The organism is Saccharospirillaceae bacterium, from assembly GCA_022448365.1.
Lineage (GTDB): Bacteria > Pseudomonadota > Gammaproteobacteria > Pseudomonadales > Oceanobacteraceae > Bacterioplanoides.
Window position 1 is genome coordinate 551,973 of the sequence record JAKVCS010000003.1, and the last position, 15,958, is coordinate 567,930.

The 15,958-nt window shown below is 47.6% G+C and carries 12 protein-coding genes; 6 read left to right on the forward strand and 6 right to left on the reverse strand.

The features are described from left to right. Positions 1-71: 71 nt before the first annotated feature. Positions 72-413: a hypothetical protein gene (locus MK185_06150; protein MCH2040198.1), complete on the reverse strand. Its 342-nt coding sequence runs from the start codon at positions 411-413 to the stop codon at positions 72-74. Positions 414-912: 499 nt separating this feature from the next. Here MK185_06150 and MK185_06155 point away from each other — a divergent pair, with 499 nt between their 5' ends. Beyond that, a complete protein-coding gene (locus MK185_06155; protein ID MCH2040199.1) occupies positions 913-2,676 on the forward strand; it encodes a hypothetical protein in 1,764 nt (587 codons plus the stop codon). Here MK185_06155 and pdxH read toward each other — a convergent pair. Beyond that, positions 2,673-3,314, reverse strand: coding sequence for a pyridoxamine 5'-phosphate oxidase (gene pdxH, locus MK185_06160; GenBank protein MCH2040200.1), 642 nt, complete (start codon positions 3,312-3,314; stop codon positions 2,673-2,675). The genes MK185_06155 and pdxH overlap by 4 nt on opposite strands. A gap of 304 nt (positions 3,315-3,618) precedes the next feature. Between pdxH and MK185_06165 the strand changes: the two genes are divergently transcribed. Beyond that, a complete protein-coding gene (locus MK185_06165) occupies positions 3,619-4,080 on the forward strand; it encodes an RDD family protein (GenBank protein MCH2040201.1) in 462 nt (153 codons plus the stop codon). A gap of 25 nt (positions 4,081-4,105) precedes the next feature. Here the strand turns inward: MK185_06165 and lptG are convergent, their stop codons facing one another. Further along, on the reverse strand, positions 4,106-5,170 hold the full coding sequence (lptG, locus tag MK185_06170) for an LPS export ABC transporter permease LptG (GenBank protein MCH2040202.1): 1,065 nt from the start codon (positions 5,168-5,170) through the stop codon (positions 4,106-4,108). Beyond that, on the reverse strand, positions 5,167-6,237 hold the full coding sequence (gene lptF, locus MK185_06175) for an LPS export ABC transporter permease LptF (protein MCH2040203.1): 1,071 nt from the start codon (positions 6,235-6,237) through the stop codon (positions 5,167-5,169). The genes lptG and lptF overlap by 4 nt, the downstream gene beginning before the upstream one ends. A 99-nt stretch (positions 6,238-6,336) precedes the next feature. Between lptF and MK185_06180 the strand changes: the two genes are divergently transcribed. Together MK185_06180 and MK185_06185 are read left to right on the forward strand one after the other, a co-directional pair. Further along, a complete protein-coding gene (locus MK185_06180) occupies positions 6,337-7,809 on the forward strand; it encodes a leucyl aminopeptidase (GenBank protein ID MCH2040204.1) in 1,473 nt (490 codons plus the stop codon). 211 nt (positions 7,810-8,020) lie between these two features. Beyond that, positions 8,021-8,680, forward strand: coding sequence for a nitroreductase (locus MK185_06185; GenBank protein MCH2040205.1), 660 nt, complete (start codon positions 8,021-8,023; stop codon positions 8,678-8,680). Here the strand turns inward: MK185_06185 and MK185_06190 are convergent, their stop codons facing one another. Then, the gene (locus tag MK185_06190; GenBank protein MCH2040206.1) at positions 8,681-9,733 is read right to left on the reverse strand and encodes an AraC family transcriptional regulator; all 1,053 of its coding nucleotides are present in this window, start codon (positions 9,731-9,733) and stop codon (positions 8,681-8,683) included. Continuing rightward, positions 9,730-10,668 (reverse strand): diguanylate cyclase, encoded by a 939-nt coding sequence (locus MK185_06195; GenBank protein ID MCH2040207.1) that lies wholly within the window; start codon positions 10,666-10,668, stop codon positions 9,730-9,732. Before MK185_06195 ends, MK185_06190 begins: the two co-directional genes overlap by 4 nt. 357 nt (positions 10,669-11,025) lie before the next feature. Between MK185_06195 and MK185_06200 the strand changes: the two genes are divergently transcribed. Together MK185_06200 and MK185_06205 are read left to right on the forward strand one after the other, a co-directional pair. Beyond that, complete coding sequence (locus tag MK185_06200) at positions 11,026-13,851, forward strand: TonB-dependent receptor (GenBank protein ID MCH2040208.1); 2,826 nt, start codon at positions 11,026-11,028, stop codon at positions 13,849-13,851. A gap of 130 nt (positions 13,852-13,981) precedes the next feature. Next, positions 13,982-15,889, forward strand: coding sequence for a phytase (locus tag MK185_06205; GenBank protein ID MCH2040209.1), 1,908 nt, complete (start codon positions 13,982-13,984; stop codon positions 15,887-15,889). Positions 15,890-15,958: the final 69 nt, after the last annotated feature.

Here is a 15,958-nt window from a genome sequence, read left to right on the forward strand (position 1 = left end):
CTCGGTTGTAGAAAACGCCACCTATTTGTGGCGTTTTCTATAACCAATAAAGCTGACTTCGGGGGTCGAGACTACAAACCAGCGGTACATTCAAACACGCAGACTTGATCACGGGTCGAAGCGAAACAACTGCAGTCATTCAGATCATCCACACATGCCTCGGGCATACGATAGACCGCACTGGTTGGATCTGACGAACCATAACCACTGGTCACATCCTGCTCTGCAACCACCGAACAGGCATTGATAAACCGTTCGCTGACTTCCGTCACTTCAATATTAACCGGTTGGTTCGCCGCCTGGAACGCCTTGAACTTTTGATACTCACTTTGCGCGTCACTGCCGAGTACATGACTGGCAAAACATACCATAGTCATGATAAACAATGAGACGATTAACTTAAATTTGGCCATATAGCATCACAGTATGCGTTGTTGTTATCAGATCGCACAATTATGTCTGTAACGGAATTGCAATATCAAGATTTCGTATCTAAAGGAGAAGTAAAATTACTGTTAACGTTATTGATAACCATTACCAGGCATTATTGGGACTGATCAATACAAGAATGGAATGCTTTGGAGTTCAGTATCATCTCACATAATTCGAAATTCGTATCGCTGTCGCCGGTCAGTATCCAGAACCTCGCCCATGCTGATAATCACGACTTTTGCACCACCTACCCCAACATCATGGTAAACAATGCAACCTCTAGCGCTGCAACAAGGTTCTCATACTCTCGATGAGTATTCTCCCAGACCAACAAATACAGATATTCATACAACCAGCTGATAAACTGACAAGAAATATACTTTGGCCTATTACGACAACGGATGAAGAATCTGCCAACGGAGATACCATGGCCTCGCCAGAGTAGCTATAGTTAGAGCATTGCTGTTTGGGATAACCGCTTTGAATAGCCTGTCTGAGTCTAAAAAAAATAACCGCCGTCACGTCGGAATCACACTGCTGTCTTATCTGCTGACGTTCAGCTTTATTATTACCCTGGCTACGTCCGGCTTTATCCTGCTGAGTGACTATCATCGCGGTGTCAGTGAATATGAGACCAATGGTCAGCAAATTCAGAACAGCTATCAGCAAAGTATCAGTTACAGTTTATGGAATTTCGATACCCGCCAGATCGAGTCTCAAATGGCAGGTATTCTTAACTTTCCTGGTGTCGTGTATGTCTACATTGAAACAGACAATGATCTGATACACAGCGCCGGGGATGTATTAAGCCGCACGGACCAGCGCCATTCATTTCCACTGATTTTTCAGAATCCGGGAAAAGAATATAACCTCGGCAATCTGCATATCGATATCAACTACGCGGACCTGTATGACGAGTTACAGGACAAAGCCGTCCAGATTCTGTTAACACAGTTCGTTAAAACCTTTTCCGTATCGATTTTCGTGCTAGCCATTGTCCGGGCCTTGATTACCCAACGACTGCGGATTATGTCAAATTGGGCCAGTCACTTCTCTCTGGACAATCTTGAATCAGCACTGGTGCTGAATAGCCGCTCGGAAAAACAAGACGAATTGGACCTGGTTGCGGCTGCTATTAATAAAATGCGTAACACTTTAAAAGCCGATATCGTCGAGCGTGAAAAAAGTAAAGCGCAACTTGAGGAAACAAAAGAACAGCTGTCCATCGCCGTGGACAACGCCGCACTCGGATTGTGCCAATACAATAGCCAGACCGACAAAATAAGCTGTAACCATCACTTCGCCCAACTGCTTGGCAGCAACCAGAAGGAACTGGAAGCCAGCGAACATCCGATGGAAAGATTCCGCGAGCTGTTTCATGGTGAACAAAATGTTGAACTCAGAGAGCGTTTCAATCAGCTGCTGTTTGGCCGCGTCAACCGTATGCAAACCTGCATTCAGGTAATTAATCTGAATCATGAAGAGAAGTTTCTTGATACCACCATTCAGGTGATCTCTTACCACGAAAGTCGTCCGCTGGATATTTTGCTGTGTCTTGTGGATAAGACCAAAGAGCAAATTGCCACCCGTAAGTCTCAAGAATTGGCCGTCAACCTGGAAAACAAAGTCACAAAACGCACCGAAGAACTTTACGAAGAGCAACAGCGAGCCAAAGCCAATATTCAGAAACTGACTGGCCAGCTGGAACGCTTCCAGCAAAGTCAGATTAACCAGCTGAACACCCGGTTTAATATTTTATTGCTGGAATATCTGAAGACCAAAAATCACAAAATGCTTGATCTGCTGGGCCAGTATCTGGATCTTGAAATCAACCAACCTTCACGCAGTCTTGATCTGAGTTCGATGATCACGGAATGGCTGCAGCAACATCAGCAATTACACCATGTGAGCATTAACCAGGATTTCCCCCTAACGCTGATACTGGAAGAAAACGATAAACTGATTGCGTTTTTACTGCACTGTTTGATCCTGCAGGAGCCATTATTAGACATTACAGATGCATTAGCCCTACGTCTGACCCTGAAGGGAGACCACGCCTATCTTGCAATGAAGTTCACAACCAGAGACAGCCTGAAGAATGAAGACGGGTCTTTGCCGGAAGCATGGCTGCTGTGTGACTACATAGTCAGTAGCCAACTTCAGGGAGAATTGACCCGCCAGATACACGCCAACGAGCTATTGATTGACTTCAGTTTCTCCCTGAACCGCAGTCATGATCGCTAAGGGCTCAGGCGCTGCTTATGCCAGCCTCCGTTACCGTCGGTAATGTATTCAACCCGATCATGTAACCGGTGCGCGCCCCCCTGCCAGAATTCCATGCGCAAAGGCTTGATGCGATATCCCCCCCAAAAATCCGGTAGCGGTACAGTCTGACCTTCGAACTGATCAGATACTGCAGCAAACTTATCTTCCAGCTGCTGGCGATTCTCCAGCGGTCGACTTTGTGCAGATGCCCAGGCACCGAGCTGGCTTTCACGCGGACGGGAATGAAAATATTGCTCAGCCTCTTCCCGTGAGATTTTCTCGACCTCACCCTGAATCTGAACCTGACGCTCCATGTCAATCCAGAAAAAATGTAATGATGCTTTTCCGTTATCGCCGAGCTGCTGACCTTTATTACTTTCATAATTAGTGAAAAATACGAAGCCCTCATGGTCATAACCTTTTAACAGAACAATACGCTGCCAGGGCTGGCCATTCTGATCACAACTGGCCAGCGTCATCACCGTGGGTTCAGCAGGTTCTGTCTCACGGTATTGCTCAAACCAGGCATGGAACTGGGTAACTGGATCGGGAGCACAGGTTTCTTCGTCCAACCTGCCTTGCGTGTATTCCTTACGTATATCAGCGATATCCACCATAACAACCTCATTTATTTCTATCAGCACCCATTATGAGAAACCCGGCGCTTTAATCCAATGACTTGAAACAATCAACTGGCGTTTAAACCGGAATTGCCGGCCAAAAGCAGCACTGACCCCCCTGCATAGCCGCGAAGCATAAAAGGCTGCATGTCAGAAACCAAGTCACTTGGTAACCGGATTGGCAGCATTTGAGTGCTCAAGGGGGATTATTATCTATCCATATTCTGTGGCCTGGCGTGATTTGTTATGATGAGGGCCTGCTCCGCGTTACGCAGTAAGTCTAACCAATAACTGGAAGTCTATGTCTGATACCAACTATCCAACGGCACCGCTAAGCCGGCGTCTGGCCGCAATGATCTACGATGGTCTGATTTTAATTGCACTTTATATTATGGCGGGATTTGCGGTGGTCGCTGTGATTAAGGCTACCAATAATAATCAGTTCCCCGGAGAACTTCCGGCCGCTGTTAATTTGTCCTTGATGTTTATCATCGCTTTCTTTTACTACAGCGATTCCTGGCGTCGCCGCAATGGACAAACCGTTGGAATGAAAGCCTGGGGGCTGAAGTTAGTCAACGATAACGGCGGCCGATTGCAACTCAGCCAATGCATGTTGAGAGTAGGAACCGGTTTCTTTTCCCTGGCCGTCTTCGGCCTGGGTTTTCTCTGGGCATTAATCGACAAAAAACAACGTAGCTGGCACGACATTGCATCCGTTAGCCACCAGGTTTTTATTCCCAAAGAAATGCGGCAGAAAAGTTAACCAAACCGAAGCATGCGTAAGGCGGCTAACCTGCCTTACGCAACATCCAAAAGCCAATGCTGAAACATCCGACAATTGGTATGACACTGGCCCATACCGGCTCAAAACCGAACACAATACTGGCAGGAGCTAACAACTCTTCTGCGTATTTGTATACCAGCCCCACAAGAATGCCTGAGAAGATGCGATAACCTGGTGTCACCGCCCGCAATGGACCAAAAATAAACGAAATCCCTAATACCACCAGAGCAAATGTGCCTAGTGGTTGGGATACTTTACGCCAGAACGATAGCAAATAGTTGTCTGCATTCAGCCCCTGGCTTTCCAGGTAACGGGTGTAACGATAGAGATTCGAGATCGACATATCCCGCGGCTGAACCATCACCACATTAAGACTTTCAGGCGTCAGACCGGTTTTCCAGATGAGGTTGTTGAAAGTTTGTTTCGACGTTCGCTCGTCGGCGACTGAAATATCGGTAACCTGTTCCATTAACCACTGTTCACGCTGATAAATCGCACGCTTGGCACTGCGAATACGCTGCAATCGGGCGCCATCATCAAACTGATAGAGTGTCAGCCCATGAAGCACACCGTTAGGTTCAATGGCCGTAAAGCGCATAAACTCATTGCCTTCACGATGCCAATAACCTCGTCCTTTGTTACTGAGAGTCTCGGCTTTTCCCTGAGCCACGGCACGTTGAGATTGAGCAATGCGTTCAAGAGATGGAATGGCGTATTCAGCAATCAACATGCTGATAACCATTAATAACGCCACCGGCTTCATGACCGCCAGAGAAATGCGGCCGACGGAAATACCCGCTGCCCGCATCACCGTCAGTTCACTGTTAGCCGCCATAGTCCCAAGGCCTGCTAAACAGCCAATCAAACAAGCCATTGGCATATATTCGTAAGCACGACGAGGCAAACGCATACCAATAAACTGCAATGCTTCGACGAACTGATAATCACCTTTCAGCCGCCCTAATTCATCCACCAGTCCAAAAATACCGTCAAGACCAACAATGACCAGCACAACCATCAGGCTGGCAAACAGTACATTTCGGGCGACGTATTGATCCAAACGATTCACAGCTGTCTCACCTTATAACGACGCATCCATTCAGGCACCAGCATCAACCCAACGCCAATCATCAGATAAACGAAATGTAATCCCCAGATTGCACCATCCGCCGGGATTCTGCCCTTTTCGATCATACCAACCAGACCAATAATCAATGAGATATACAACATAAACAGAACAATGGCAGGAAATAATTTGGCGAACTTTCCCTGACGCGGATTCACTTTCGACAATGGAAAAGCAATCAGGGTGACAATGGGCACCATAAGAATTAACGAGATACGCCAGCGCAATTGCCCCTGATGTTTTGGGTTATCAGAACCAATCAGGTCCATGGTCGGTACTGCTTCCTTACGCAATTTCCGCCGTGCTTCAGGTTCATCCGCAATTTTGACTCCGTATAATTCGAAATCCAGACTTTGCATCGCCAGTTGCCCTGGAGTGACGTCATAGCGCTTACCATCATGCAGCTCAAGAAAACGTGATCCGGTTTCGTCACTGACGTATTGGGTACCCCGTTTCGCTACCAGCAATGATGTTCCATCGGCGATAAATACATTGCGCATTTCCGATTTATCGTCCGATAAACGTTCTGCGTAGGTGACGCGTGAACCTTTTTCGGTACTTTGGAAACGTCCGGGAGCCAATAATTCAAACTCGGTCAGTTGTGATTGTTTTTTATACAACTCTTCCATTTTCTGAGCACCCCATGGGCTCAGATACAGAGTAAAAGAGGCAACTAATAACGTTAGTGCTGCTGCAGGAATCATGGTGTAACCCAACAAACGACGGTTGGAGAAACCCGTTGCGGTTAACACCGTCATTTCACTTTCAGCGTACAAACGACCGTAGGTGAGCAGAATTGAAATAAATAATGCCAGCGGCAGGATCATTTCCAGAAACGAAGGAAGGCGCAGTAATAAAGTAAAGAATACGATCTCCAAAGAGACTTCACCAGCGGCAGCGGATGCCAGCTGGCGGATCAATCGACCACTCATCAGGATCATCAGCAACACCGTGGTCACTGCAAACATAGAACCAGCCAGCTCCCTGGCCAGGTATCGAAATAAAATCAAACTAAAAATCCTTAAAAAACTGCCAGACCTTGTAATCTAAAAAACAGGCAGCATCTATACTCTTTAACACTTATACAACATCATGCTGCAGGAGCAAGTATGCAATATCGGGTTTCCCAGAATTCTGCCACCGACGTCCAGGCGAGCTGTATTGTCGTCACTCTCGACCAGACAGGCAAGCTATCTGAAGCTGCAGAGGCAATAAATAACGCTGCAAACGGTTTTTTACAGGCTCGGATCAATGCCGGAGATATCAGCGGCAAACTGGCAGAAACTCTACTACTGCCTGGTGTCGACGGTATCCGTGCAGAACGTGTACTGCTGGTTGGCAGTGGCGATAAACCACAAACCACCGAAACTGCGCTCAAAGTCCTCAATGCCATAGCCGCCGCGAGTGCCAAATTGCCTGGGTCCGTGGCGCTCAGTATCGACAATCTGGTCAGCGAAGAAGTCAGTGAGTCCTGGTTAGCTGAGCAAACAGCGATGGCCTATGGCCGCAGCCAATACCGTTTCACTGCTACCAAGCCACAAAACGATACCGACAAGGCAGAGAAAACAACCGAACACATTATCTGGTTGGGTAATGCTGTAAGCAGCCAGCTGGAAAAAGGTGAGGCCATCGCCCAAGGGGTGAATTACGCTCGCGATCTCGGTAATCTGCCAGGAAATATTTGTACCCCAAACTACCTCGCTGAAGAAGCTGAAAAGCTGGCAGAGAATCCCGCCATTGAGACCATCATTATCGATGAAGATCAGATGGAAGCGATGGGTGCTGGCGCCTTCGTATCCGTTGCCAAGGGTTCCATTGAACCGGGTAAGCTGATCATTATGAAATACTCCGGGGCCGATAACCCTGACGACGCACCTCACATCATCCTTGGCAAGGGCATCACATTTGATACCGGTGGCATCAGCCTCAAGCCGGGCGCTAAGATGGATGAAATGAAATACGACATGTGCGGCGCGGCTTCGGTTCTGGGCACCATGCAGGCAGTGGTTTCACTGCAACCTAAAGTAAACATCATTGGCATGATCACCAGTGCTGAGAACATGCCATCAGGGCACGCTTCCAAACCGGGGGATGTAGTAACCAGCTTGTCGGGGAAAACCATCGAAATTCTTAACACGGACGCAGAGGGTCGTCTGGTCCTGTGTGATGCACTGACCTACGGTATCGATAACTTCAAACCTGCATCCGTCGTTGATATCGCCACATTGACCGGTGCCTGCATGGCGGCACTGGGGGCTGTGAATTCTGGTCTCTTTACTCAGGATGAGGGGCTGGCAAATGAGCTGCAGCAGGCAGCACTGCATTCGCGTGATAAAGTCTGGCGGCTACCACTGGAAGACGATTATCAGGAGTTACTGGATACCAATTTTGCCGACATGGCCAACATTGGTGGCCCGCTGGCTGGCGCAACAACGGCAGCCTGCTTCCTGGCACGTTTCACCGAAGGTACTCCATGGGCTCATCTGGATATCGCTGGCACTGCCTGGGGTGGCGCAGGCAAAACCAAAGGTGCCAGCGGCCGTCCGGTTGCTTTGCTGGTAAATTACTTACTGAATAAATAGTCTCCGTACTCCCTCCTCCCTCTCTGCTGGATGACAACGGCTTTGAGGGTTGAGGGTAACCGCCACAGCAGTCACTGGACTGCCATGGCCAATATCCTCCGGAACCTATTTCACACCTTTTCTGTCACATCTGCACACTTTGCTTGTCGTTTCTGACTGTTACCATCTGGACAACGACATTAATAACAGCAACAAAAAACAGGAACATCCGATGGCACTCAGTGAAATTCTCAACAGCCGCTATTCCGTACGCGCATTTAAAAAAGAGGCGGTTGATCAGACGACCCTGAAAGATATTTTTGCACTGGCACAAAAGTCTCCCTCTAACTGCAATGTGCAGCCATGGAAAACCTATGTGGTATCCGGCGAGCAAAAAGATCAGTTAAAAAATAAACTGATTGCCGCTGTGATGAAACAACAGCCACCCTCTCCGGATTTTGATTGGAAAATTGCTTATCAGGGAATCCACCGCGAACGTCAGTTCGGCTCAGCAGATGCTCTTTACAGCGCTATGGGTATTGAGCGTGAGGATAAGATGAAACGCAACATGGCGATGCTGCGCAATTGGGCTTTTTTTGATGCACCACATGTCGCCTTTTTCACCATGGATAAATATCTGGGTATTATGGGGGCGGTCGATATTGGTATTTACGCCCAAACTCTCACGCTGCTGTTAAAAGAACGCGGTATCGACAGTTGTATGCAAGGTGCGCTGGGCCAATTTCCGCAAGAAGTGCGGGAATTTTTACAGCTGCCTGAAGACGCCGGTATATTATTTGGTATGTCATTTGGTTACGCGGACGATAACGCTGATGCCAATAAAGCCCGCACGGATCGTGCTCCATTGGAAGAAGCCGTGTCTTTCATTTAATCAGAAACAGAAACGTAATTTACTGGCGCTGGGGGTCAGTCCACTCCAGCGTTTAAAAGCACGACGAAAATTCGTGGTGTCGTTAAAGTTCAGAAATTGCGCTACCCGCTCATTACTCCAGCCATTGACATGAAATAAATACAAACTGGTGTGCAATCTCGCCTGATCCTGCAATTGCTGGAAGCTGGTGTTGTGTTTTTTTAACTTACGTTTAAACGTCGCCGGACTCATGAAGAATGCCTCGGCGGCGACCTCAAGTCCGGGCGAACGCTGAATCCTTGCCATTAACCACCGATAAACCGCCTCTGCCATAAATGGCGCCGCCAGCGAGTCATTCCAGTGTTGCTCACATTCCCGTTGCAGTACCCGTCGCGCAGTTAGTGTCATGGTCATTTGACTGGCCCGGCGCAAGAATGGTTTATTCAACCAACACTTCTCGATCATCATTACGTCGATACCCGCACCAAACTGAAGATGGTCGCCAAGATTTAATTGATATTGCTCAACATATGTTGGCTGTTCATGACTGAAGGCAAACCGCCAGGGCAAGCGTTCGTCATGCAACCAGCGACTCGCGGCAACCACGGCAGTCATGGTCATCTCGATCAGGAAGGTGTGGTGTTCAGCTAAGCCAGTAGCCGGAATCCAATGGAGGTACAGATTGTCTGCATCCTGATAAATACGCGGTGTTAACAGAGGCGAAAATACCCGTCGATACTGACCAAGAATATCAATAAATTGTTGCAGATTTTCAGCACTCGTCAGCAATTGGCTATAACAACCACAGTGGCCAGGCAAGGCGCTGGCTCCCCAGCGAAAGCTGAGATCATGATCCTGTTCCAATTGCTGCGCATTTTTAATTAGCTGCAACAACTGATCAGCAGACAACCGCTGCTCACCGGCTCCAAGGTCATCATAAAAAATTCCGGTACCGCGTAAAACCCGGTGACTACTGATATCACGAGCCACCAGCATGTCGATTAACAAAGCGGGTTGCCAATGAGCAGCAATCAATTTCTCACTCGATTCCGTCCATAAAGCCGTACCGCTCATGACACCGCCGCCGGAATCTCAGAGTAACGTTTGGCTATCAGACTTTGGTTGGCCTGACGAATCAATGTTTCTCCATCAAACACCTCATCATCAAAACTATCCAGATTCAATAATGACGACATACCAACACTGATACGCTGATAGTGTGTAGCACCGCTCTGTCGTAATTTAAAAGCAAAATACTGAACAGCCAGCTGTAATTCATTGCCTATTACACGGGCTTTTGCCGGTGGTGTGTGTGGTAGCAAGACAGCAAACCGATCACCGCCGTAGCGACAGATTAAATCGCCATCGCGTAAATTCAGTAATAAAACTTCGCTGATTTCATGCAGCAGTCTGTCACCTTCCCGGTGACCGAATTGACGATTGATTGCGGTAAAATCATCAATATTAATCATCAGTAAAGACAGCGGTAACTCTTCGTTACGCTGAATAAAACTCTGGATTTGTTTTTTCAGATAATCTACTTTACCAATCTGAGTCAAACGGTCGAGCATGCGGTGCTCGCGAAAAACACGCTCACGTTTTCTTAATTGCTCATTAATTGCCAGCTGTTCACTGTGCCAGTGAAATAACCCATAAGTCAGCAACGCGATGCCTATCGGCATGGCCACGTTTTCCAGCCATTGATCCCACCACTGAGGATTGGGCAGATGAATAAACTCATCAATGCTGTCTTGCCACAACGCCAGGAACATAAAACCCAGACCAAGCATTAGCAGATCGGTGACCCTGCCCGCAGGGCGGCTGCCCAGAATCAGTATCATCCATACTGCCAGAGCAACAGCACTGCCACCTTCACCGACGACGTCGAGCCAATCGATAGCATTCATCGCTTTTGCTTCGCCTATCCATAACGTCGCCGTAAAAGAAGTCACGAGCAAACCACCAATCAATAACAATTTATGTCGGTGTAAATTCAGAGTGCGCCACATAAATAATTTCTGCCGGTTAATACATCATTGGGATTATCCAGCCGCAAATGACAGTTATGTGACATCCCGTACTATTGCTGAGGGGTCGATTCGGCTCAGCAGAAATCCGGTTAAAGCCCGGGTCTTTTCAGCTCACCCTACGAGTTATGCCCGCTGGCGAATCGATCTGCAGGCCCCAAGATAATGCAAATCGGTTTAAACAGCCGGTATCAGGGGTCATATCGGCTCAAACGTCCACGTGCTAAACACTGAAACCAGAGTATTAAAAGCACACTCTGTGTAACTGTCACAGAATTGAAATACGACATTTCTATGGTCGCTGCCATCACAAAAAAGTACCCGAATGGAGAGAAATACATGTCGTCTTTAAAGAATCGACGGACCATGAAACCGCTGGCCGCGACTATCGCTTTACTGGCTGCCGGAATGACTCATGCTGATGGCAGTGTCGAAGGCCGTTTGATTGATGCCATGGGCAAAACCACCTACACCGATGCGGTGGTGCGCGTCGAAGAATTAAATCGTGAAGTATTGACCGGGGCCAGTGGTCGCTTCCGCTTACCGGTATTACCTGCAGGTGATTACACGCTGTCAGTGATCATTGGTGGTGAGCAGGTGAAACAGTACAGCGTCGTGGTTACCGACGGTGAAACGGCCAAAGCGACCATTCTGTTAAACGACAACAACGACTCGATGGAAGAAATTCTGGTTATCGGTCAGGCTGCACAAATACAGCGCGCTCTGGACCGCCAGCGTTTCGCCGACAACGTCGTCAGTGCCATTAATGCCGATGCCATTGGTCAACTACCAGACAGCAACGCCGCCGAAGCCTTACAGCGAGTGCCGGGTCTGTCGATCGAACGAGACCAGGGCGAAGGCCGCTTTGTTCGTGTTCGCGGCATCAGTCCTGACCTTAATGCCGTCACCGTGAATGGTACCCAATTACCAGCACCGGAAGGCGGCCGCCGCGCCGTGGCACTGGACGTAATGCCATCGGATCTAATCAGTTCTCTGGTTGTCACGAAAACTCTGACACCTGATATGGACGCTAACGCCATTGGTGGTTCCATTGAAGTTGAAAGCCTGTCAGCACTGGAACGCGATGGTTTGTTTTACAGCGCCCGTGTGGAGGCGTCTTACGATCAGCACGAGGAACAAACCAGCCCGGCGTATTCGTTCACCGCAGGCAATACATTCGATTTGTCTGAAGGCCGCCGTTTAGGGGTTGCTGGCGCATTCAGCTATGACAATCGAAAATTCGGTTCCGATAATGTTGAGACCGGTGGTAAATGGAAATTCGATGATGGCAAAGTTGAAGGTCTCGAAGAAATGCAGATGCGTGAATACACGCTCGAGCGTGAACGTATTGGCGCAGCACTGAATTTTGATCTGGAACTGGATGCATCTAACAACTTGTATTTACGTACCCTATACAGCAAATACACAGATGATGAACAACGCCAGCTGAGTGAAATTGCCTTTGGTGCCCTGGAGGATGACGATGGTGAAATGGTGTTCGAAGGTGGTGAGCGCATGCCGGGAGCCACTGGGTTAGCAGAAGCCAAACGTGAATTAAAAGATCGTGAAGAAACTCAGAAAATTGTTTCCACGACGTTTGGTGGTGAACACTTTGTTGACGACTGGACCGTCGAATATGCGCTGGGGTATTCCAAAGCAGAAGAAGATGAGCCAGGCGGCGTTGAAGCCGTGTTTGAACTGGATGACGATGTTGTTGGCAACGAATACCTGAGTAACATCGGCTTCAGCAACAGCCGCAAACCACGTTTAATTGCCAGTGATGACTTCTATGCCGCCAACAGCTACAAAATTGATGAGATTGAACAACAAAAAACACTGGTGGAAGATAAACAAACGTCGTTTAAATTTGATATTACCCGCGATCTGTTTATTGACGACAACCCTGCCCTGATTAAATTCGGCGTAAAATCCAGTGTCCGAAAAAAGACTCAGGATGAAGACGTTCGAATTTTCAAAGATGTTTCAGACGAATCATTAAGTAGCTATGCCAACGGCAAAGTAGATTATGAATTCGGCCGATTTGGACCAAAGATTTCACCATCTAAGGTTCGCAATGCTATTAATGGTGTCGCTGCAGAGATTGATGAAGAAGGAAAAATGCTGGCTTCTGATGATGAAATAAGAGAAGACATCAAAGCCGCTTATGTTATGGGCCGGATTGATATTGAGCAATGGCGTATTCTCGCCGGAGTTCGCCATGAAAGCACCAAGACCAACCTGCAAGGCTATTCCATCACAGAGGGTGATGATGCACCGGCGACGGCAGAGAAGATTGAAGTCGATAATGACTACAGCCATACCCTGCCCGCATTACACCTTCGCTATCAGCTGGGTGACGCGACACAGGTACGTGCCGCCTGGACCAACTCAATCGCCCGTCCATCTTTTGAACAAATGCGCCCTGGATTTTCGTCCAATGCCGATGGCGATGAAGCAGAAACCGGTAACACCGATCTGAAAGCGATGGAGTCGGCCAACTTCGATTTAGGTATTGAGCACTTTACCGGCGCTGCTGGAGTGATTTCTGCTTTTCTGTTTCACAAAGACGTTGATCACTTTATTTTCGAAACCGACCTGGCTGGTAGCGGAAAATACGCAGCAACTGACTATAAAGAAGTTAAGTCGTTCCGTAACGGCGAGCAGGCAACCATCACCGGCCTCGAACTGGCATTCTCGCAAAAGCTCGACATGCTGCCATCACCGTTTGACGGCCTGCTGCTTTCCGCAAACGCCACATTCAGCGAATCTGAAGCCCGTATCGAAAGCAGTAAAGAAGATGACGGTGCCTTTGAAATTATTACACGCGATATCCAGATGCCCAATCAATCTGATCTGACTGGCAACTTTACCGTGGGTTATGAAAAAGGCGCATTAATGTTACGTCTCGCGGCCAACTATAAATCGGAATACCTACTGGAAGTTCAGGACCCAACAGAGAAAAGTGAAGATATATACCAAGCGGCTCAGACCCAGTTAGATTTCAGTTCTGCTTATACGATTAACTCGCAGTGGAAGGTAACGTTTGATATATCCAACCTGACCGATGAACCGTACTACAGCTACCAAAATAGCGAACAATATAATGCCCAATATGAAGACTACGACCCAACCTACCGTCTGGGTGTGAGCTTCCATAACTTCTGATAGCAGATATCAAGTAACTAAAATCTTAGAAAAATCCGGGTAATGTCATTTTCACAACTGACATTACAGACTGGCACACGAAAATCGTTATTGACTTTCGTGTGCTCAAAAAACTTGTATGAATACGGCTATGATAACGTTTAAAAAATCAATATTCACAAACCTGCTGATACTACCAGCATTGATCAGTTTATTATCAGGCTGTGGACAGAAAAGCAGTGCATCGGCAACCCTGGCGCAAAATCCAGCACAAACAACAGTGCAGTCGTTGACGACACAACCGTTTCCGGGAACAGCGATTGATGCGACCTACCTCAATGGTCAGCTGATAACCATTGGTGAACAACTATCGATTAATGGGCAAACTTTTGATATTGAGAGCGAATTTCTTGATCAACGCGGCGACCTCATTGCTACACTCAATAGCGATAATCAGCTAGTAATCGTCCATCCAAAAAGCAACAAGATAGCGCTCTCCGATACTATTCCCTACCCCCTGGAAACCTTATGCTTGTATCAGGATCAGGGATTACAGGTTTTTTTGCTGGATGAACGTCACATGGCCCACCAGATGTTGGTCACTCTCGACGATAATGAAGTTAACCTCAGTAAAATCCGTGAATTCCCGATGCCACCTGCAACGAAATATTGTGTTGCTGACGATGCATCCCAACGACTGTTTGTTTCTGAAGAAAACATCGGCGTCTGGTCTTACAATGCTCGCGCAGAGAGTGAAATCGCTCGTTCGCCGGTTGCATTGGTTGCGCCATTTGGACGTCTTGATAAAAATTCAGGGCCGTTAGCAATTAATAATCATCGTCTGTGGATTGGTGAAGGGGGTCATTCAAAATTGCACCGTCTGAGCCTGAACAATTTCTCCGATATGCACAGTTACCAGCTGGATGATGGAATCGCTATGGATACTTTGTCTGCGAGCCATTTCGAGCAATACCAACAACTATTTTTGCTAAACGATTATTCCGGTGAGTTATTACGAGCAAGCTTGAAGCAAACAGCGGATGATTCACTCAAGGCGAATATCACAAACAACCGCATCATTAATATTACGCCAACAGCAGAAACCGACCCCGTCATAACCGATGGCGATGCTGCTGATGATCCAGCGATCTGGGTTCACCCTACTGTACCTGAAAAAAGTCGGATTTTAGGTACTAATAAAAAATTTGGACTTCATATCTATGATATCCAGGGTAATACCTTACAGACCCTGACATCCGGTCGGATTAATAACATTGATGTGCGTCAGGGTTTTACCTATCAACAATCTGCCGCCGATATTGCCAGTGCCAGCCAGCGCGATAATAACAGCATTGCCCTTTATCGGATCGACCCGAACACAGGCGTTACAACCATGGTCAGTGGTATACAGACAACTCTTGATGAGGTGTACGGTTTGTGCATGGGCCGTGGTGTGAATAACGAAATGTATGTATTTATAAATGACAAAGACGGTCGCTTTGAGCAATACCAGGTGATTGATTCGGATACTGGCTGGAGTGGCAAACTGGTGCGTGAGTTCTCACTAACAACTCAACCAGAGGGCTGCGTCAGCGATGACAAACATCAGCGTCTATTCCTGGGAGAGGAAAATTACGGCATTTGGACGCTGGACTTGTCCGATAACAATTCAGAACCGCAGTTAATTCAGACACTCAACGATGCTAAAGACACGAACCACCTGCATGCAGATATTGAAGGCATGGATATTTACCACGGTAAAGAGCAAAGTTATCTGGTTGTTTCCAGTCAGGGCAACGACAGCTATGTATTGTTCGATACCCTTCCGCCGTTTGCTTATCAAGCGCACTTCCGTATCGGCATGAATACCGGCCTGTTACCAGCAATAGATGGCGCGTCCGAAACCGATGGTTTAACCGTCAGCTCGGCGTATATGGGGTCACAATATCCTGAAGGTCTATTAGTGGTGCAAGATGGCCGCAACCTGATGCCAGAAGAGTTCCAGAATTTTAAACTGGTTTCCTGGAAAGATATTCGCGAAGGGCTAATGCTGAAATAGTCACGATACAGGTTATCAATCATTAAGCCTCTGAAGAAGTTCATAAAAAGCCGCCGTCAGATTTTAAAC

Bases quoted from the DNA above. Each gene is read 5' to 3' on its own strand.
- pdxH (MCH2040200.1), bottom strand. From the start codon at position 3,314: ATGGTGGATATCGCTGATATACGTAAGGAATACACGCAAGGCAGGTTG.
- MK185_06185 (MCH2040205.1), top strand. From the start codon at position 8,021: ATGGCACTCAGTGAAATTCTCAACAGCCGCTATTCCGTACGCGCATTT.
- MK185_06150 (MCH2040198.1), bottom strand. From the start codon at position 413: ATGGCCAAATTTAAGTTAATCGTCTCATTGTTTATCATGACTATGGTA.
- MK185_06205 (MCH2040209.1), top strand. From the start codon at position 13,982: ATGATAACGTTTAAAAAATCAATATTCACAAACCTGCTGATACTACCA.
- MK185_06195 (MCH2040207.1), bottom strand. From the start codon at position 10,668: ATGTGGCGCACTCTGAATTTACACCGACATAAATTGTTATTGATTGGT.
- MK185_06165 (MCH2040201.1), top strand. From the start codon at position 3,619: ATGTCTGATACCAACTATCCAACGGCACCGCTAAGCCGGCGTCTGGCC.
- MK185_06190 (MCH2040206.1), bottom strand. From the start codon at position 9,733: ATGAGCGGTACGGCTTTATGGACGGAATCGAGTGAGAAATTGATTGCT.
- MK185_06200 (MCH2040208.1), top strand. From the start codon at position 11,026: ATGTCGTCTTTAAAGAATCGACGGACCATGAAACCGCTGGCCGCGACT.
- MK185_06180 (MCH2040204.1), top strand. From the start codon at position 6,337: ATGCAATATCGGGTTTCCCAGAATTCTGCCACCGACGTCCAGGCGAGC.